Origin of the sequence: Trichocoleus sp. FACHB-6 (assembly GCF_014695815.1) — a bacterium.
Lineage (GTDB): Bacteria > Cyanobacteriota > Cyanobacteriia > Cyanobacteriales > FACHB-T130 > Funiculus > Funiculus sociatus.
In genome coordinates this window covers 1-21,269 of record NZ_JACJOY010000096.1, presented here as the reverse complement: position 1 = coordinate 21,269, position 21,269 = coordinate 1, and the positions used below count along the sequence as shown (strand labels likewise).

General features: G+C 44.6%; 14 protein-coding genes. 12 read left to right on the top strand and 2 right to left on the bottom strand.

Translation table 11 applies throughout. The features are described 5' to 3' along the window. Positions 1-73 precede the first annotated feature (73 nt). The gene (locus H6F66_RS18455) at positions 74-979 is read left to right on the top strand and encodes a CoB--CoM heterodisulfide reductase iron-sulfur subunit B family protein (protein WP_190423984.1); all 906 of its coding nucleotides are present in this window, start codon (positions 74-76) and stop codon (positions 977-979) included. Between the two features lie 288 nt (positions 980-1,267). Here the strand turns inward: H6F66_RS18455 and H6F66_RS18450 are convergent, their stop codons facing one another. Further along, complete coding sequence (locus H6F66_RS18450; RefSeq protein ID WP_190423982.1) at positions 1,268-2,050, bottom strand: CPBP family glutamic-type intramembrane protease; 783 nt, start codon at positions 2,048-2,050, stop codon at positions 1,268-1,270. A gap of 197 nt (positions 2,051-2,247) precedes the next feature. Between H6F66_RS18450 and H6F66_RS18445 the strand changes: the two genes are divergently transcribed. The 5 genes from H6F66_RS18445 to H6F66_RS18425 all read left to right on the top strand — a co-directional run bounded on the left by H6F66_RS18445 (position 2,248) and on the right by H6F66_RS18425 (position 6,404). Further along, on the top strand, positions 2,248-2,706 hold the full coding sequence (locus H6F66_RS18445; RefSeq protein WP_190423980.1) for a hypothetical protein: 459 nt from the start codon (positions 2,248-2,250) through the stop codon (positions 2,704-2,706). Between the two features lie 165 nt (positions 2,707-2,871). Then, positions 2,872-3,579 (top strand): response regulator transcription factor, encoded by a 708-nt coding sequence (locus H6F66_RS18440; RefSeq protein ID WP_190423978.1) that lies wholly within the window; start codon positions 2,872-2,874, stop codon positions 3,577-3,579. 2 nt (positions 3,580-3,581) lie between these two features. Beyond that, on the top strand, positions 3,582-4,679 hold the full coding sequence (locus tag H6F66_RS18435; RefSeq protein ID WP_190423976.1) for a HAMP domain-containing sensor histidine kinase: 1,098 nt from the start codon (positions 3,582-3,584) through the stop codon (positions 4,677-4,679). 211 nt (positions 4,680-4,890) lie between these two features. Next, positions 4,891-5,091, top strand: coding sequence for a hypothetical protein (locus H6F66_RS18430; protein ID WP_190423974.1), 201 nt, complete (start codon positions 4,891-4,893; stop codon positions 5,089-5,091). Positions 5,092-5,936: 845 nt separating this feature from the next. After that, positions 5,937-6,404, top strand: coding sequence for a hypothetical protein (locus H6F66_RS18425; protein ID WP_190423972.1), 468 nt, complete (start codon positions 5,937-5,939; stop codon positions 6,402-6,404). Between the two features lie 46 nt (positions 6,405-6,450). Here H6F66_RS18425 and H6F66_RS18420 read toward each other — a convergent pair whose 3' ends face one another. Next, positions 6,451-6,753 (bottom strand): DUF1206 domain-containing protein, encoded by a 303-nt coding sequence (locus H6F66_RS18420; RefSeq protein WP_190423970.1) that lies wholly within the window; start codon positions 6,751-6,753, stop codon positions 6,451-6,453. 258 nt (positions 6,754-7,011) lie between these two features. Here H6F66_RS18420 and H6F66_RS18415 point away from each other — a divergent pair, with 258 nt between their 5' ends. From H6F66_RS18415 to H6F66_RS18390, 6 genes are all read left to right on the top strand, one after another. Then, positions 7,012-8,088 (top strand): AI-2E family transporter, encoded by a 1,077-nt coding sequence (locus tag H6F66_RS18415; protein ID WP_190423968.1) that lies wholly within the window; start codon positions 7,012-7,014, stop codon positions 8,086-8,088. Between the two features lie 450 nt (positions 8,089-8,538). Then, positions 8,539-12,063 (top strand): lamin tail domain-containing protein, encoded by a 3,525-nt coding sequence (locus H6F66_RS18410; protein ID WP_190423966.1) that lies wholly within the window; start codon positions 8,539-8,541, stop codon positions 12,061-12,063. Between the two features lie 339 nt (positions 12,064-12,402). Next, positions 12,403-15,285, top strand: coding sequence for a calcium-binding protein (locus H6F66_RS28505; protein ID WP_190423964.1), 2,883 nt, complete (start codon positions 12,403-12,405; stop codon positions 15,283-15,285). A 271-nt stretch (positions 15,286-15,556) separates the two neighbouring features. Further along, entirely contained in the window at positions 15,557-16,240 is a 684-nt protein-coding gene (locus tag H6F66_RS18400) for a peptidylprolyl isomerase (RefSeq protein WP_190423963.1), read from the top strand. 82 nt (positions 16,241-16,322) lie between these two features. After that, entirely contained in the window at positions 16,323-19,310 is a 2,988-nt protein-coding gene (locus H6F66_RS18395; RefSeq protein ID WP_190423961.1) for a peptidase domain-containing ABC transporter, read from the top strand. Between the two features lie 161 nt (positions 19,311-19,471). After that, positions 19,472-21,049, top strand: a complete 1,578-nt coding sequence (locus tag H6F66_RS18390) for an HlyD family efflux transporter periplasmic adaptor subunit (protein WP_242019213.1) — start codon at positions 19,472-19,474, stop codon at positions 21,047-21,049. The last annotated feature ends 220 nt before the right edge of the window (positions 21,050-21,269 follow it).

Sequence of the window (21,269 nt, the reverse complement as noted above, 5' to 3'; positions counted from 1 at the left end):
GCGATGATAGAGATATAAGCTTGTTTCCCACACGCTACGCTCATGCGATCGCGTGTTTTCTTCACCCAAGGCTATGCCATCCCAAACTCTCAGATATGCTTACTTCCCCGGCTGCGTTGCCCAAGGAGCTTGCCGGGAACTTTACCAGTCTACAGCAGCCCTCACCCAAGCACTGGGCATTGAACTCATTGAACTGAAAAAAGCCTCCTGTTGCGGTTCTGGCACCTTCAAAGAAGATTCCCAACTGCTAGAAGATACCGTTAACGCCCGCAATATTGCTCTAGCCGAGCAACTGAATCTGCCGTTACTTACACATTGCAGCACTTGTCAAGGGGTGATTGGTCATGTGGATGAGCGTTTGAAGGAATCCCAACAAACCAACCCAAACTACTTTGAGCAGGTTAATGGCTTATTGAAAAAAGAAGGCTGTTCGCCTTATCGTGGTAGTACCGAAGTTAAACACCTACTATGGGCGTTAGTAGCCGATTACGGACTAGAAGAACTGCAAAACCGGGTTAGCCGCAAGCTTGCTGGGTTGAAGTGTGCAGCATTTTATGGTTGCTATTTGCTACGCGCCCAAACTCATATACCCTACGACGACCCATTGGAACCAGAATCGATGGAGAATGTGTTCCGGACGCTGGGGGCGACACCAATTTATTACCGAGGACGCACCCAATGCTGCGGCTGGCCTCTTTCTAGCTATGCGACGACGCAATCTTTTAAGATGGCTGGTTCGCACATCCAAGAAGCACTTGACGCTGGTGCCGATTGTATGGTGACGCCTTGCCCATTGTGTCACCTGAATTTAGATTCTCGTCAACCGGAAGTTGAAAAGGTGATCGGCAAGACTTTGGGTTTGCCAGTGCTACATCTACCTCAGCTTATCTGCCTCGCGTTGGGGATTAGTCCGCAACAACTCGGTTTGGATCGGCACATTGTCTCAACTCGTCCAGTGTTGGAAAAGTTAGGCTTTTAGTTTGAAGTTGTTCCACATTGAACCTAAAAGTTCTAGGTTGGGGAGCCACCCTGCTGTGGGGGTTTCCCTCGTTGAGGGACGAACTCGAACACATACAGCGCTTTCCCTTGTGAGTGAGGGACACAGATGCCCGACTTCTCTAAGAAGTCGGGCATCTCTCCAGATAGCCTGTACTTCATCCGACTGCAAGCCGGTGTATAAGCACTTGTGGCATCTCTCCAGATAGCCTGTACTTCATCCGACTGCAAGCCGGTGTATAAGCACTTGTTGGGTAAGTGAATAACTTTTTCACGCCAAGAATAAAGCTGCTCCAATAACGTGCAGAACGATGTCACTCCAGAAGTGCGCTACCATTGCGGCTAAAAGTCCCTTTCTCCAATAGAGCCAGCCAAAAAGCAATCCTGGGATACCGTTGAGCAATAGGGCCCGTGTGACCACAAAGGGAGTTAGGGGAACTAGACGAGCGGTTATTGGTAAGTGACCCGCCCCAAAAATTAAGGCAGTTAGAGCGATCGCGCTCCACATTACACTTGACTTAGGATGTTTCTGAGAGGTGAGCTTTGTTCCCAACCAAACCAGTAACGTCATCAAACCCAAGCGCAACAGCAATTCCTCGGTAATCCCACCGTAGAAGGAAGCCAAAAAACCTTGCCACAGTGAGGGAAGCGGTACTTTGCGTAAGGCATCAGGTAACAACGGGACAAACACAAAAATCTCTAGCAGCAAGATAATCCCTGCTACCACCACACCTGCACCAACAGATATGGGTAGGGATACCCGAAACCGATGAGACGCTTGCGGGTCGCCTGCTAACCAGGCTTTAAGCACGGGTGCGCCTAGTCCAACTTTACCCCCTAACCAAAGCCCCAGCCCGGTGACGAAAGCTGTTTGCACCGAAGCTTGTATTGTGACTAATAGCAAGAATTGCCAAATAGGTATGGAAGGCGGCTCGATTAAGCTAAAAATATAAGGAAGGCTTGCTAAGGAGCCAAGCACGCCGCCAGCCGTTAGTATTCCAAAGACTTTTAAGTTCGCGGACTTATTTGGCTCTAAGGTTGCTTTCCTAGACATCCTAATCATCTATAGTTTTCTCAAATTTCAGCTAAGTTTCACCATAGAATTAGCTAGAGCGATCGCACTTCCTCCATCAGGGTTCACCTAGCTGGGCGAACAAAAAAGCTTTGTTACTAACTTAAGAGCTATTTGCTGGATATACCTTTAATCCAGTTTGGTGCTGTATCTTAGAAACAAGCACTGGTAGGCAAGCTATGGATTTTGAACCGGAAGTCACCACTACATCGACACCCAAAGCCGCCGAATTTGACTACCCTCAAGCAAAGCCTCTAGCATTGCTGCGGGATACAGAATGTTTGCTGCGACGCAAAACCGTAAAAACCTTAATGCCAGTTTTGCCGCCGCCTGTGGCAAATAATTTGCAAGCAGCTTCAGCAGTTGCAGATGAGTCTCTCAGCGAGTTGGCAGAAATTGACCTGGATGCCATCAGTGATGATGAACTAAAACCCGCTAGAATTTTCATCGGTTTGACCTTTTCGGGGTTTGGGGCGCTATTTATGGTTTTATTGGTACTTTATTTAGATGCCCTGCACCCGGAACTTAGTGCAGCAGAACAGATTCGAGAATATTGGTATCAATACGTTTGGTTTGTCTGCTTAGGTGTTGCTGGGATGATGATATTAGGTCGAGAAGCGATGCGTCCGAAGAATTAAAAATTGAGAATCTATTTTTAATTTAAGTAGGCGGATGCGATTAGATTGAAGGTATTCGTAGGTTGGGTTGACGTAGGAAACCCAACATCTGCATGGGTTAGGGATAGCGTAACCCATCCTACAAATAATTAATCCCACCTACTTACTAATTTTTAATTGTTATAAATGGATATTTTGATTGTTGAGGATGAACCGGAAATTGCTAAGCTCATCCAGACAGCTTTAGAACGAGAGGGTTTTTCTTGCCATCACTCCCGTGATGGTTTGAAAGCTTTACAAGTTTTTCAGGAGCAACAACCGGATTTAATCGTTCTTGATTTGATGCTACCTGGTTTGGATGGGCTGGAAGTGTGTGCCAGAATCCGACAGAAACCTGGTGCGAAAGACCCTTATATTTTGATGCTGACCGCTAGGGGTGAGGAAATTGACCGCGTTATCGGACTTTCTACTGGTGCTGATGATTATCTGGTCAAACCGTTTAGTCCGAGAGAATTGGTTGCTAGAGTAAGGGCGTTATTGCGCCGTAGCTTGCGTCAGAGAGGACAGCATCAGGTTTATCATACCCAACATTTCACTGTTGATGTAGAGCAGCGCACTGCCAAACGCCAAATCGATTCTCAACAATCAGAAATTTTAGATTTGACGACTCTGGAATTCAACTTGTTATCTACTTTTATCAGCCATCCCGGTAGAGTTTGGAACCGAACGCAACTAATAGAGAAACTTTGGGGGGATGACTTTTTTGGTGATGAACGAGTTGTAGATACTCATGTGGCGCGGTTGCGGAAAAAAATTGAGCCAGATCCAGCCAATCCTAGCTTTATTAAGACGGTGGTAGGTGTTGGCTATAAATTTGAAGATGCCATAGGATAAAAATGCCGTTGAATAAAGTTGGATTGCGATCGCGTCTATTTCTTTCCCACCTCTTAGTCATGATGGTAGGAGTGGGTAGCCTACTAGCGATTAGCAAATTGTCTTCCCCGCGCTTTTTTATCGTGCAGCTGCAACAAATCGAAATTTCCGGGGTGCAAGTACGCTATGCCCGGAGACAGCTGGTAAGGAGCTTTGAAACAGCTTGGAGTCGCAGCACCTTATTATCGGTTCTTGTGGGTGCTACTGCTGCTGGTGGATTGAGCTATTTGGTAACGCGCCGGATTGTCCAGCCTTTGAAACAAATGGAACAAATCACCCAAAAGTTTGCTGCCGGACATTTGGATGAACGACTACCAAACAGCGAAATTCGGGAACTCAATCGGCTGGCTGCAAGTTTTAATCGCATGGCATCCAGTCTCGAAGGAGTGGAACAGCGGCGGCGGGAACTTATTAGCGACCTCACTCACGAACTTCGGACACCCCTAACAGTGATTCGCGGTTATTTGGAGGAGATGGCTGACGGCGGAATTGAACCATCGCCAGAAGTTTACCAGCAGCTGGTGCGCGAAACCTCTAGGTTAGAGCGGTTAGTCAACGATTTGCAGGAACTTTCTAAGGCGGAAGCTGGCTATCTGCCGATTAATCTCCAGCCTGTTAATTTACGACCTTTATTAGAGTCTCTGGTAGAAAGATTTTCTGAGCAGTTACTAGAAGATGGTCCGGTAGCCCTGAAATTAGACTGTCCGCCCCAACTGCCCCCCGTCTTAGCTGATATTGACCGCGTGGAACAGGTTTTGGTGAATCTGTTGGGAAATGCGCTGCTATACACCAGTTTTGGTTCGATTACTGTCCGAGTTTGGAGTGCATCACAACGGCTGTGGATTGCTGTAGTTGATACGGGTAAAGGAATTGGACCGGAAGATTTGCCCCATGTCTTTGAGCGTTTTTGGCGGGCTGACGAGTCTCGTCAAAATTCTAGAGGAACTGGCATCGGGTTAGCTATCTCCTCGCGCTTGATTGAACTGCAAGGCGGCCAGATTGAGGTAGAAAGTAAGCTAGGCATGGGCAGCACGTTTCGTTTTTTTCTGCCTTTGGCTTGAGTATAAATTTTTGATTTCGGATTGGGATCAGCTACCTACAACTTTCTTTCGCTACAGATTCTCTACACAAGTTGGTCACATGGTTGTAACACCAGGCTGATAGGCTTTAAGTATCAGCCACTACTATTTGTTGTAACGTTTTGTAAAGAAATAGTAATTGCCGATCTAGATTACGGGAACCCTTATAAAAGAAGTTGTTCTGGAGACACTTATGATCTGCGTAGAAGTTATTTATCTGCTGATAGCCACCACTTTGTTTACTATCTGGTTAGACTTCTTCAAACGCGATCGCACTTGGAAGACACAAGAGCGCCTTGCAGGTTTTGTGACTTTGGTGGTAGCAACTGTTTTCTGGCCTCTAGTTCTTCCCATTGCTTATATAGAAATTTTGAAATCCAAATCTCAATTATAAGGAAAAGCAATACTGTTTTTGTTTTTCTTAATGCTATTCTCAGTTGACAATAGCAATTGAATTAATATCGGTTCTTGTAAAGAGACTATTGTCAAATAATTGTCAATCAGTCTGGCGATTCACATATCTAGGACGAGTATTTGGTATAGCTTCATAAAAATGCTGCTTGAAATGCTTTTAGATCGCATGACATTGGATCTCAAAGTATTTCAAGCAGTATTTCACTTTCACACCTTTAATATTGATATCAGTGGTATTTAGTCGCCACCATAAAAGAACTTGATAGATAGAAAAACGGGCGATTAAGCTTTCCCTTACGCAGGTGTGCAACTGCATCTCCAAGGGTTTAAGCCGCAGTAAGTTAGGGTGAATGGTACAGAGGTTGCTGTTGAGGAGAAAAATGGAGTCCAAACCCTACCTATTGTGGGCTGTTCCGGTGGGACATCGCTTCCACCAAGCTCGCTTTTAAAGAAAGTTCACAAAGAGCACTTCTTGAGAAATAAGTATGTATTCTACTTCTCTTTCTCTAGGCAGACGCAAAACAGCGGCTTTGGCTTTTAAATTACAAGTAATTGGTCGTTATTCCATGACGATAAGTTGCCTGATTTAATTGGGTGGCGGGGATTTTATCGTTGCCTAGTTGGGCATTTTAAAAACAGTGGAAAGAAACCTTTATTGAGTTTAAAAATAAGGGGTTATCTGTACCTAATCAGTAGGGCAATTTATCAATTATGCCTAAAATATTATAGTTTTGAAAGCGTTCCCAAATGATACAAAATAATCTAGAAACTAACAGTTTAGCTCAAGGTTTGTAGAAGGTAAAGGGAGCGATCGCGTTAGGATTTTTGGCTTTACTGCTTCTGGCTTGCGGCACACCCGAAAGAGAAGCAACTGTCCCTTCTCCTACTGCACCTGTAACTGTTCCTAATGCTGGTAATGCACCTGTAACTGCTCCTGATGCTGGAACTAACACATCTGTAGAAACAGTTAATCAAGACACTCGCAAACTCATAGGTCAGGCTGTAACTGTCTCTGGGGAAGTTGAAGAAATCGTTGGTGCAAAAGCTTTCCAAATGGAAGACGAAAAGATATTCAATAACGACAAAGTGCTGGTTATCAATGCAACTCCAGCAGCTGTTCCCATAACAGAAGGCAAAGATGTCCGAGTAACAGGGGTAGTTCGTGAATTTGTTCTGGCTGAGTTCGAGAAAGATTACAACTTGACTTGGGATTTGGACGTAAAACAAAAGATAGAAGCAGAATACAAAAACAAGCCTGTTATTCTTGCTAAAACAACCCAAGTGATTGAATAAATAATGTTGTTAATTGATGGAATGATCGAGCGTAAAAGATAAGCAGTTAAGTTGCCAGATCATTCCTTACAATTCTCTTAGCATTAATCTTGCCTTGATGCTCCGGATCGAACAATGCCTGAGTTAAAGGCCATAGCACGTACCCCATCAGACCAAAAGCAATCAAAGCAAGCAAAAATTTTCCAAACGGCTGTGCAACAATTGTATCCAAAGCTCCACTCGTGTCAGCCGTTTTGCTGTCGGAGCCAAAGGCTACAGGTATCGCTAGTAAGCCAATAATAAAGTACACCACTCCCTTCGCTGCATAACCGAACCGCGCAAGTTGCTCTATCCAAGTGCTACTAGGCATTTATTTATGATGAAATATATCTGATGGAATTGCCTCAACACTCAGCCTTACAAAAGACTAGGGATTAACGAGTGTGCCTAATACTATATTCGCCACAGTTAAGGCGTAAAAAACCTTAACTTAATGTATAAATTAACATAACGCTCACATCTCAACACCGCTTTTTAGACACTTCCTTAAGGGGGAAGACACAAGCAATTTCAAAAGATTAAATTCAACACAACTGCTTCAAATCGACTAAAAGATGGAGACAGCATTGTGCGTTTAGGGCAATGGGTCGGATTAATCGCCCTGATCATTTCTCTTTACATTTTGTGGAAAATCCGGCAAGTTGTGTTACTGGCTTTTATGGCTATAGTCTTGGCGACAGCCATAAACCAACTTGTGAAATGGCTTGTGCAACGAGGAGTCAACCGAGGCATCGCCATCGCCTTATCAATTATTAGTATAGTCACAATTGTGACTATTATTCTTGCCTTGATTGTTCCACCTTTTTATAATCAACTTCCACAGTTGATTGAATGGGTACCACAAGGATTAGATCGGCTAAGGGTGTGGGCTGAATCGCTGCAAAGCCGACTTCCAGGGCAATCTTTAGAAGATGCCCGTGTTTTTAGTCGTCTAACTGAACAATTACCCGGTTTTATTAATCGGCTGCTTACAAATTTTTATAGTTTGTTTACTAACTCAATTCAAATTATTCTGAGCTTATTGTTGGTCTTAGTTGTGACCATCATGCTTTTGGCGAATCCCAGTTCTTACTGGAAGGCATTTTTGCTGCTATTTCCTAGTTTCTATCGTCAGCGAGTCAATAAGATTCTTTCTAAATGCGAAGTGGCTCTGAGTGGTTGGCTAATTGGCATTCTTTTTAATATGACTGTGATTACTATTTTGAGCGGTTTGGGCTTGTGGATTTTGCAGGTGCAACTCCCTCTAGCTAATGCTCTTTTAGCAGGTTTATTAACGTTTATTCCTAATCTTGGCCCTACTTTAAGTGTTATACCACCAGCAGCACTTGCCTTACTTGATGCACCTTGGAAAGCAGGTGCAGTGATAGTTTTGTATATCCTTATTCAGCAGATTGAAAGTAACCTTCTGACACCTTTAGTTATGAAGCATCAGGTGTCTCTTCTACCAGAAATTACCTGGTTGTCACAGGTTGCTTTCGGCATTTTCTTCGGTTTTTTAGGTCTTTTACTGGCTTTGCCATTGGTAGTTGTGGCTCAAGTTTGGTTAAAGGAGCTTCTGGTTAAAGACATTCTCAATACTTGGCAGGAAGATGGAGAAGATAACCAAGATTCACCAATGGCTGAAAGCGAAGAAACTAGCACCTAGTTTAAATTTGAGTTAAGGAACATCCCACTTTTGTAAAAGCACTTGTGGAAGAACTACAAATTTTCTGCTAGCAAGAGCCAATGGGGACTCAGGAGAGTGAGGAGCTATAGAAACAGCAATTTATTGCGTTTCCGATTTATTAATTTATAACTCATAATTTTTCCTCCGCATCTTGCGGGATACTGATGTAAGTTTTCTGTCAAGCACTAGAACACTCTAAATATAAGTGATATCCTGCAAAGCGAAGTAAAGTCTTACTTTAAGTAGAGGTTAAAAATAGGTAAATGTTCTTATTTTTACCTCTAACTTATTGTTTTCCAGATAGACAGGCAGTAGTTCTACTGATTTTAGCTGTCTAGCTAAAATCAGCATCGTGCCAGTTTGTCAGATGCGATCGCATCTGAATTTCCAATTCTGCATCTTGCGTTTTCTACCACAAAAGAGGGTTCTATGGCAGGCTTATTTTTCTCAGAGTATGTTGAGGGCAGCAGTAACAACAAGGCTCTTGAAATCTACAACAGCACTGATGCGGCAATTGACTTGGCAGCAGATAGCTACGTGGTGCAGATGTATTTCAATGGCAGCACCACTGCTAATTTGACGATTTCTCTGACTGGCACCGTGGCAACCGGCGATGTGTTTGTTTTGGCTCAGAGTAACGCCAATGCAGCGATTTTGGCGCAGGCAGATCAGACAAATGGTGCAGGATGGTTTAATGGCGATGATGCGATCGTGCTGCGTAGGGGTGGAGCAAGTGGAACCATCATTGATGTAATTGGTCAAGTTGGCGTTGATCCGGGAACTGAATGGGGTAGCGGACTTACAAGTACAGCTGACAACACCCTCCGACGTAAAAGTAGCGTTACAACTGGGGATACCATCGAGAACAATGCCTTCGACCCCAGCATTGAATGGGATGGCTTTGCTACAGATACGTTCGACGATCTGGGAAGATATACTCGCAGCGACAACCCAACACCAACATCCTCGCTAAGTTTAAGTGTTTCCCCTGTTTCCTTCTCAGAAGCAGCTGGTGCAGATGCGGCTACTGGCACTGTGACTCGCACTGGGGATTTAACAAATCCGTTGACAGTCAACCTTGTTTCCAGCGATACGGGAGAGGCAACTGTTGCCACAACTGTCACCATTGCTGCAAATGAAGCATCGGCAAGCTTTGCGATCGCTGCGGTTGATGATGCCCTTATTGATGGCTCCCAAACGGTGACATTAACTGCCTCTGCGACTAACTTTACCAACGGTACGACCACCGTCACGGTCACAGATAACGATGCCACGGCAGGGAATATCCGCATCCGCGATATTCAAGGTGCTAGTCATACCTCACCGTACTTAGGGCAAAGTGTTTCTAACGTGGCTGGTATTGTCACTGCTGTTAGGTCTAATGGCTTTTATTTGCAAGATCCTGATCCTGATGCGGATGATGCCACCTCTGAGGGAATTTTTGTTTTCACGGGCATAAGACCCAGCGTCAGCGCTGGGGACTCCCTGTTGGTAAGCGGTAGTGTGAGTGAATTCACCCCAGGTGGTGCTAACTCCAACAACCTCTCAATTACTCAGATTGGTGTTGGTAATACGGGAAGAATTAACACCCTCTCAAGTGGCAATCCGCTACCTGCTGCGATTGTAATTGGTAGCGATCGCACGCCGCCGACACAGATTATCGATAATGATTCTTTCGCCCTCTTCGATCCTGCCCAAGATGGCATTGACTTCTATGAAAGTCTGGAAGGAATGCGGGTGCAGGTTAATAACGCTGTGGCAGTTAGTCCTACCAACGATTTCGGTGAAATCGCTGTCTTGGCTAACAATGGGGCGAATGCTGGCACTCGTACCGAGCGGGGCGGTATTATCATCCAGCAAGGGGATTTTAATCCAGAACGCATCATTATTGACGATCTGCTAGTTCCTAATGCGCCACAGGTGAATGTAAGCGATCGCTTCAACGGTTCGATTACTGGTGTCATCGACTATAGCTTTGGCAACTATAAACTGCTTAATACAACACCCTTGCCAACTGTCACTTCTGGTGGTATTGAGCGGGAAACTACCACGTTAATGGGGACTGAAGACCAGTTGACAGTAGCTAGTTTCAACGTCGAGAATCTTGACCCCAGCGATGGCAGCAAATTCGGCAGCCTTGCCAATTTGATTGTCAACAACCTGAAATCACCAGACATCCTGAGTTTGGAGGAAATACAGGATAACAATGGTGCCACAAATGACAGCGTTGTAGATGCCAACCTAACCTATCAAGCTTTGATAGATGCGATCGCAGCCGCAGGTGGCCCCACTTACGAATTCCGTCAAGTTAACCCAGCAGACGACCAAGATGGCGGTCAGCCTGGAGGTAATATTCGCGTCGGCTTCCTGTTCAACCCTGAGCGAGTTGACTTTGTAGATCGTCCTGGCGGCAATTCCACAACCAACACCACGGTAATTGATGGTAATGGTGCGGAACTTTCCGCCAGTCCCGGTCGCATTGTTGACACCGACCTCTCAGATGGTGATGCCTTTGCCAACAGCCGCAAACCGCTGGTCGGCGAGTTTATCTTCAACGGCAATCAAGTTTTTGTCATCGGCAACCACTTTAACTCTAAAGGCGGCGATCAACCACTTTTTGGCAGCAACCAACCACCAATACTCACCTCTGAGGCTCAACGTCTGCAACAAGCGGAGATTGTTAACAACTTCGTAGAAAGCATCCTCGCTGCTGATGCCAATGCCAATGTAGCTGTAATGGGTGATTTCAACGACTTTCAGTTCTCAGACCCATTGGAAGTATTGAAAGGGGATGACCTGATTAACCTGGTGGAGACTCTACCACTAAATGAACAATACACCTACGTGTTTGAGGGCAATTCTCAGGCACTCGATCACATCCTCGTAAGTGGCAATCTCCGCACCAGCGCGGCTGCTGAAATTGATATTGTGCATCTAAATGCCGAGTTTGCAGATCAACAAAGCGATCACGATCCGCTGGTGGCTCGTTTTACCCTTCCTACCCCAGTAATCAATGGCACTGCGAATGATGATGTGCTGACTGGCACTAACCGCAATGACACAATCGATGGCGGTGCTGGCAATGACACAATCGATGGCGGTCCTGGCAATGACACAATCAATGGCGGTGCTGGCAATGACACAATTAATGGCGATGCTGGCAATGACACAATCGATGGCGGTACTGGCTATAACGACCGGATATTTGGTGGTGACGGTAACGACACAATTATCGATCCCGATGGTGTAAACGCCGCTCACGGTAAGGCTGGCAACAACACGATTAACGTCACTTTCGCCGCTGGGTGGGACAATGACACCAACCCCAACAATGGCCCGCGTTCCGACGGGAAAATTAGTGGCGGTTATGGTGACGACAATATCACCGTGACCATGAACAATAGCAAGTTTTTCATTAACCTGCGAGGCGATGAACCAGTCACCAATCAGCCGCAAGATGGGAATGATGTTATTACCCTATTAGGCACTTATCAGAGTTCGGTTGTTGACATGAATGGCGGCAACGACACCTTTAACGGTGGCGTTGGTAGTGACAATGTATCTGGCGGTAACGGCATCGATATCTTAAATGGTGGTGCTGGCGGTGACAAATTATCTGGTGGGGATGGCAATGATAGTTTGATTGGCGGTGCTGGTGATGACTTGTTGGTCGGTGGTGCTGGCAACGATACTCTGACTGGAGACGCTGGAGGAGACAGGTTTGTGTTGGTAGCCGTTAATAATGGCATTGATACCATTGTTGACTTTATGGATGGTGAAGACCGAATTGGGTTGTCGGGTGGTTTGAATTTTGGGCAGTTGAACATTACACAAGGCACGGGTGGTAATGTCAACGACACGCTGATTAGCCTCAAGAGCAATGATGATCTTTTGGCAATCCTAACCGGGGTAGAATCCACCACTCTCAATGGTGCGGATTTCACGATGGTATAAAGGATAACTGTAGGTTGCGTGGCAATACCTATTGGTTAACCTCTCCCCAACCCCTCTCCTAAAAGGAGAGGGGTTTCTGATTCCCCGTTCCCTTGTAGGGGGTTAGGGGGTTAGGTCTTTGATTCGCCTTTAGCAGCTTCAGGTCGCGAAACCCAAAAATGGCGATCGCGCGTTTTCTCTAGAGAAAACGCGCGATCGCCATAAATTTTCTGCTCGTCAAACACAAATTATAAATATTCCGAAAATACACTGAAGGCGGGGGTATAAACACTTGTGTAGACTCGTACTGGCACACAGTCAATCAGTTCTCACAAAACATCTACCCAGATACATAAAAATATGGCTCCCATCGTTGCGATCGCTTCTGGCACCAATCCTCGCGAAACCGGGTCAACTATTGGCAAATTTCTCCTCACCCTCAGCGAACCTGCCCCAGATGGCGGACTGACTATCAACTACACCGTGGCTACTGATCTAACTGCTGCTACTCCAGGTGTAGACTACACCGCTTTAACAGGTAGCATCACCATTGCAGCCGGGGCGACTACTGCCTTTATTGATATTGTCCCTCTTGATGATGCTTCTCTTGACCCTGGCGAAACCGTAGGAATCACCTTAGCTGATGGTACAGGTTACACCATCGGTACTGCCAACACAGCCAGCTTCACCATTACAGACAACGACGGCACTCTAGGTAATGACACCCTCATTGGCAGTGATGGAAATGACATCATCAATGGCGGCGCAGGCAATGACAGCATTGATGGAGGTGCAGGCAATGACAGCATTGATGGAGGAGACGGCAACGACATTCTCGATGGGGGCGAAGGTGCTGATAATCTCCGAGGTGGTAACGGTAATGATGTTTACATAATTGATAGTCCAGGGGACATTATTTCTGGTGAGATTGAAGGTACTTTGGGGGGATGGGACAAGGTAAAATCCAGCGTTAGTTATCAGTTAGGAACCGGACTGGAAAAGCTGAAATTAACTGGTTTTGCGGCAATCAGCGGCACGGGGAACAACTTCAACAACACCATCATTGGCAATAATTTTAATAACCAACTCACAGGTCTTTCTGGCGACGACACCCTGAGTGGCAGGGGCAGCGATGACCGTCTTGATGGGGGAGAAGGTGATGACCTTCTCCGGGGTGGAGATGGTAACGACACCCTAATTGGCGGCATTAACTCCACCAGCCCCAGCCCCATTAGTGACAACGACATCCTGCGTGGGGGAGAAGGCAATGACACTCTGGATGCAGGAAACGGCAACGACTTCCTTGATGGTGGTGAAGGCTTCGACATTCTCCGGGGTGGTAACGGTAATGATGTTTACATCGTTGACAATACTCAAGACAGGATTGAACTGGAAACCGAAACTGCTATAGGTGGGATTGACCGGGTAGAATCCAGCGTTAGTTGGACTTTGGCTCCTGGGCTGGAAAATCTAACTTTAACTGGTTTTGCTCCCAGCAGCGGCACAGGTAACAATCTTAACAACATCATCATCGGCAACGATTTTGATAACCAACTCTGGGGCAATTTTGGCAACGACACCCTAACTGGGAATGGAGGCATTGACCGCCTGGATGGGGGAGATGGTAATGACACTCTGGATGGGGGAGATGGTAACGACACCCTAATTGGCGGCATTAACTCCACCAGCCCCAGCCCCATTAGTGACAACGACATCCTGCGTGGGGGAGAAGGCAATGACACTCTGGATGCAGGAAACGGCAACGACTTCCTTGATGGGGGAGAAGGCTTCGACATTCTCCGGGGTGGCAACGGTAGCGATGTTTACATCGTTGACAATACTCAAGACCGGATTGAGTTGGAAACCGAAACTGCCATAGGTGGGATTGACCGGGTAGAATCCAGCGTTAGTTGGATTTTGACTCCTGGGCTGGAAAACCTAACTTTAACTGGCTTTGCTCCCAGCAGCGGTACGGGTAACAATCTTAACAACATCATCATCGGCAACGATTTCGATAACCAACTCTGGGGCAATTTTGGCAACGACACCCTAACTGGGAATGGGGGCATTGACCGCCTGGATGGTGGAGAAGGTAACGATACACTTGATGGGGGAGATGGTAACGACACCCTAATTGGCGGCTTAAACAGCCCAAACTTCTTGATTGACAACGACATTCTTCGGGGAGGAGAAGGCAATGATCTTCTTGATGGAGGAGCAGGCAATGATCTTCTTGATGGAGGAGTAGGTGCTGACACTCTTCGAGGCGGCAATGGTAGCGATGTTTACATCGTTGACAGTATTTCTGACCGGATTGAGTTGGAGATAGATTCCGCTATAGGTGGGATTGACCGGGTAGAATCCAGCGGTAGTTATCAGTTAGGAACCGGACTGGAAAATCTAACTTTAACTGGTTTTGCTCCCAGCAGCGGCACGGGTAACAACCTTAACAACATCATCATCGGCAACGATTTCGATAACCAACTCCGGGGCGATTTTGGCAACGACACCCTAACTGGGAATGGAGGCATTGACCGCTTGGATGGGGGAGATGGTAATGACACTCTGGATGGGGGAGATGGTAATGACACTCTGGATGGGGGAGTGGGAAGCGATCACTTGATTGGTGGTATTGGTAACGATGCTTACATGGTAGATAATGCCACTGACATCATTGTTGAAGATGTCAATGCTGGTACAGATACCGTCATTTCTTCCGGCACCTGGACGCTGGGTGAGAACCTGGAAAACCTGATCCTAAATGGGGCAGACGCGATTAACGGTACAGGAAACAGCCTGAACAACTCGATCTCCGGGAATGGTGCCGACAACACTCTTGACGGTGGAAGCGGTAATGACATTATCAATGCTGGAGGCGGTGATGACATCCTAGTTGGTGGACTCGGCAATGACACCCTTAATGGTGGTGCTGGTAGCGATCGCTTTGTCTTTAATGCTTCAAATCAAGGTATTGACAATATCACTGATTTTGTGGTGTCAGATGATACTATCGAAGTGTCTGCGGCAGGTTTTGGTGGTGGGCTAATTGCCGGGGCAGCGATCGCACTGGATCAGTTCGTAATAGGATCAACGTCTGTCGATGCTAGCGATCGCTTCATCTACAACAGCACTAATGGTGCATTGTTGTTTGATGCAGATGGTACGGGAGCGATCGCGCAAATACAAATAGCCACCCTCTCTACTGGTCTTGCCCTAACTAACGCCGATCTTGTCGTCATATAGTATAGGTGTAACAATCTAACCCAGCTGCCGCCATAGCTAAAAGTTGATGGGTAGGAGCAAATTATCTTAGCTACTACTCATACGTAGGTACTTGCTGCTATAGTCGCTAAGTCTGGGCTGATTAGGTTTAAAAGTTATTCAGTATTAACACTGAATAACTTTTTTGGTACTTATACAGCACTTACTGAGGCAGATGTGGTTTGTGTAGTGGCAAAATGTAGTCTGAGTGAATTTTCGCAGTTCTAACTATGAGTAATTATTTGGACAGGATATGACTATAGTTCTGCAAGTAGGCGATCGCTCGATTACTGCCGAGGAAATTATTCCCTTACTAGCTAGTTATCGGCTCCTACCTCAGTTATTACGCGAACTTATTATTGACTCTGCGATCGCTTCTATCGAATGTACGCCAGAGGAAATAACCCGTGTCAGCCAGCAATTGCAGCAGCAAAATTCTCAGGGAATGGCTCCAGAACAAGCCATACGAGGGTTAAAGATTGAAAAGTTTAAAGCTGCGACCTGGAGTAATAAAGTAGAACCTTACTTTTTAAAGCGCAAAGGACAGCTAGATAAAATCATTTATTCCTTGATTAGAACTCAAGACCTGGGTATTGCACAAGAACTGTATTTCCGCATTCAAGAAAAAGAGCAGTCTTTTGCCGAACTAGCGAGAGAATATTCCCAAGGGCCGGAGGCTCAAACAGGCGGTTTAATTGGCCCTGTGGAGTTAAGTGTACCCCATCCCACCCTAGCTCAGATACTTAGCAAAAGTCAGCCCGGTCAACTATTGCCACCGACTCGTTTAGGCGAATGGCTGGTGATTGTACGAATGGAAAAATTTATTCCGGTTCAATTGGATGATGCCACGCGACAGCGATTAATTGATGAATTATTTAGCACCTGGCTACAAGAGCAAGTTAATAATTGTTACCAGTCATTAGCTATTAGTCATTAGTCCTTAGGATCTAATTATTATTTACTATAAGCTTCAGCTAATAGGCCCTGACCCAGAACCAGTAATTAATAAATAATAAGAAATGACATACACTAGAATCAATATTCAAGAATTTTTATTAAAATTATCTCCTTTCGATCAACTGCCAATTGCTGACCTAGAAAAGCTATCGGAAAAATTTGGGTTATTGCGATATCGTATGGGGCAAGCAATTTTATTGCGGGAAAAAATGCCTGCCCAAGTTACTATTCTCTATGAAGGGCAAGCGCGTCTATTGGGGTACGATCCTTATAACCAGATGGCGGTGACACTGCAACGGCTAGAACCCGGTGAAGTGCTAGGTTGGGTTGGGTTGATCCGGGGTACGCCTTGTGAGACTGCGATCGCATCTACAGAAACTCTTTGTCTAACTCTCAGCGCAGGGGATTTTTTGGCTTTACTAAAACAACATCCCCACTTAGCTGCTGCTTTTCAAAATCGCTGTTCTTTGATAGAAGTTTTTGACTTACTAAGCGTCTACTTACAACAGCGAGCTGATAGCGAAACACTCTTGAAAGCAGCGGGTGTGTTAAATCTTAAAGACCTAACCTTAAAAGCTTATTCAGAATCAGTAATTCGCAATTTACCTGGTGATAGAAACTCTTTGGATTCTAACCGGATGTGGTTAGTTAGTAACAGTAGTTTACAGCAGTTGTCTGTAGGCGATTGCCTAAGCTTTGATGATATATCTTCCCTGAAAACAGAAGCATCCAGTCAAATTCGTTTGGTAGGCTTACCTGATCTTTTAGGTTCGCCAACTCAATCAGCTATAATCCCAAATCAAAAATCAGAAATCCAGGATCGGGAAGATATTCCTTATGCTCCCGACACACCCTCTGAACTAGAATCAGTCGAGAACACTTTTCAAAAATCAGCGAAACGCCAGAAATATCCTTTTGTGCGAGGTAGCGGCACATTAGAAGCTGCTGTAGCTTGTTTTCAGATGCTTTCCTTGCATCTAGGTCTGCCCTTTCGCAAAGACGTAATCAAGAGAATTTTAGCCAGCCAATTAGATAGAACGGGTAGCCTTTCTTTACCAGTTTACGGTGCAGTAGCTGAATTGATGGGGTTGACAGCTCAACTAATTAATGTGCCTGCTAATGCCGTAAGTCGTCTGCCAGAACCAGCAATAATTCTCTGGCAAGATAGCGCCGCAATTCTCTACGAAATTAGCCAGAAAGAAATAGTTTTCGCAGTGCCTGAAATAGGCATCTTACGACAAAAACCCGCTGACTTTATTCAAAATTGGGGGTCGGAAGGGCAGGTACTGCTGCTTAAGACTAATCGAAATACTCCCAAAGAACGTTTTAGCCTGCGTTGGTTTTTACCTTCAGTTTATCGTTATCGGCAAGTGCTAACAGAGGTATTTGTCGCCTCTTTTTTCGTGCAATTATTTGGGTTAGCTAACCCTTTAATTACTCAAATTATTATAGATAAAGTTCTAATTCAAAATAGCCCAGACACATTGCAAGTTTTGGGCGTGTTTTTAGTGGTGATGGCTATTTTTGAAGCCGTCCTCACCAGTTTGCGAACTTACTTATTTGTAGACACTACAAATCGCATTGACATAGCGTTGAGTTCGGAAATTATTGACCACTTACTGCGGTTGCCTTTGCGATACTTTGAACGGCGACCTGTGGGCGAATTATCAACTAGAATCAATGAATTAGAAAATATCCGTCAATTTTTAACGGGAACAGTTTTAACTGTTGCGCTGGATGCGGTTTTTTCTGTAATTTACATCGTAGTAATGGCGATTTACAGTTGGCTGCTGACGTTGGTTGCTTTAGCCACCATACCTCTGTTTGCATTGCTAACTATGCTGGTTTCTCCCATCGTCCGGCGACAGTTGCGTAGTAAAGCTGAACGCAATGCAGAAACGCAATCTTATTTAGTAGAAGTTTTATCAGGTATTCAAACAGTAAAAGCTCAAAATATTGAACTGCGATCGCGCTGGCAATGGCAAGAACGATATGGGCGTTATGTGAGTGCTGGTTTTGAAAACGTTTTGACTTCCACAACGGCGGGCGCTACTAGTAATTTTCTGAACAAACTTTCTAGTTTGTTGGTGCTTTGGGTGGGAGCTTATTTAGTGCTGCAAGGTAAATTATCTCTGGGGGAATTAATTGCATTTAGGATTATTTCTGGCTACGTCACAAGTCCTTTATTGCGCTTAACTCAACTGTGGCAAAACTTCCAAGAAACAGCTTTATCTTTAGAACGTCTTAGCGATATTTTGGATACGCCGCCAGAAGCCGATGAACTAGATCGCAAAAATATTCCGATGCCAGTAATTCGGGGAGATGTAAAGTATGACAATGTATCTTTCCGCTTTAATCCGACTGGGCCACTACAACTAAATAATATTAGTGTAAAGTTTCCGGCTGGGGCGTTTGTAGGAATTGTCGGGCAAAGTGGTTCAGGTAAAAGCACGTTGATGAAGCTTCTACCTCGTCTTTATCCACTCGAATCTGGTCGGATTCTGGTTGATGGCTATGATATTACTAAAGTAGAACTTTATTCTATTCGCCGTCAGATTGGAATTGTGCCGCAGGATACGCTGTTGTTTGAAGGTACAGTTCAGGAAAATATTGCTTTAAATGCTCCTGATGCTAGCGCTGAAGCAATTATTGAAGCTGCAAGAATTGCGGTTGCTCATGACTTTATTATGGACTTGCCGAATGGTTATAATACTAACGTTGGGGAACGGGGTTCAGCACTATCTGGGGGACAAAGACAGCGGATAGCGATCGCTCGTACTATTTTGCAAAACCCAAACTTGTTAATTTTAGATGAAGCAACCAGCGCTCTAGACTATAATGCTGAGCGACAAGTGTGTTTGAATTTAGCAGAAGCTTTTCGGGGTCGCACGGTATTTTTCATTACTCACCGTCTTACCACAATTAAGAACGCCAACATGATTTTGATGATGGATCAAGGCTCAATTGTGGAACAAGGAACTCATGAACAGTTAATGGAAATGAAAGGTCGTTATTACTGCCTTTATCAACAACAAGAAGCACAATTATAATCAAAGGCAAAAAACAAGAAATATTCGTTTCCAGTCTCTGTAACGAATAAGGGGAGGCTCTGACTCCCTCCGTAATTCATGAGGCTCAGTCTTATAAACTGCATTCCCAAGATCAGCCTGCAAACGGGAAATTTTATTTTACTTAACACTCAGCATTTTTTATGATGAATCAACAGAACGGTACAAATTCCAATAATCGGCCCGCAGCTGCATCAGAAGCCAAATCTGAATTGGAAAAATTGTATCCCCAACCCTCAAATAAGAACTTAAAATATACTCATAATAGTAAATTTGAACAACCTGTAATTCTCCGGCAATCGCCTATGTGGTCGCGGGCAATTGTCTGGGGAATTATCGGTGTAACAACATTCAGCTTTGTATGGGCATCTGTTGTCAAAATTGAGGAGGCTATCCCAGCACAAGGCAAACTAGAACCTCAAGGTGCAGTTAAAGAAATTCAAGCGCCTGTGGGAGGTGTTGTAAGGACAATTCACGTTGAAGATGGACAGAGGGTTAAGCAAGGTGAATTGCTTTTAAGTCTGGATACAACTGCTGCTCAAGCTCAAAAAAATTCCCTGGATAATATTTTCCAAGCCTTAATTCAGGAAAATCAATTTTATCGAACTATACTGAATGGACAGAATTCGCCAGCCAGAATAGAACAAGCGATCGCGCAACTTAACTTACCGCCAGAAATCGCCTCCCTCACCAAAAGCCGTTCTGCTCTAGCATCGGAAAATAAACTCTATCGCACTCAACTTACAGGTTCTTTTCAAGGCGCAGACTTAACACTTGAGCAACAAGCACGTCTTCAGTCAAGTTTAGAAGAATTAAAGTCTCGCACTGTTGCTGCTGAATTGGAAGTTAAACAATTAGAAAGGCAACTGAGCCAGAATGAGTTACAGCTAGCAAACGCTAAAAATGTTTTAGTTGTAAACGAGCGAATTTTTAACGATTTGAAACCTTTAATGAAAGACGGGGGAATTTCCCGAATTCAGTTTTTAAGACAGCAACAAGAAGTTGGAACCCGTCAGGCTGAAGTGAACCAACTGCTACAGGAAGAGGAACGTTTGCGGTTTGCGATCGCGCAAGCCAAAGAAAAGCAACAAAACACCGTTTCCCTTTCCAAAAAAGACTTGTTTTCGCAGATTGCTGACAACGAGAAAAAACTTGCTGAAATTGATGGTCAGTTGAATAAAGCAATGGTGGAAAACGACAAACGGCTTGCTGAAATTAAAAGTCAATTGAGCCAAGCCCAGCTAACTTTAAAATATCAGGAAATTAGATCGCCTGTAAATGGAGTTGTATTTGATCTACAGGCTCATACACCAGGTTTTGTCGCTACCACTAGCGAACCAATTCTTAAAATAGTTCCTAGCGAAAATCTCATAGCCAAAATTTTTATTACCAATAAAGACATCGGTTTTGTAAAAGCTGAAGATAAAATGCAAGTAGATGTCAGAATAGATTCTTTTCCCTTTAGTGAATTTGGTGATATTAAAGGTGAGTTAATTTCTATTGGTTCAGATGCTTTACCACCCACTGAAATTCGTCCTTTCTACAGTTTCCCTGCCAAAATTCGCCTAGACCAACAATTTATTGTGATTAATGGTCGGCAAATGCCACTACAATCAGGGATGTCATTAAGTGCAAATATAAAAGTACGCAAGCGGCCAGTTATCAGCATCTTTACAGATTTGTTTATCCAAAAAATTGAGAGTCTGAAGTTTGTTAGATAACTGAAACACAAAGGCAATATTAAGGTGGATATTCCTAGTCCACAAGCTTTCATCTGAGTAAGGTATTTGACTATGCTCATAGTCAAACCATTGTCAAAGCTAGATTAAGAGGATGTTTTAAAAGTCGGTTAGATAGCAAAAAAGCTCACTCAGTGTAAGCTGCGAATATGTAGTACACAGCACTGAGAGAGCGTTATGAGTAAAGCTTACCCCAGTAATT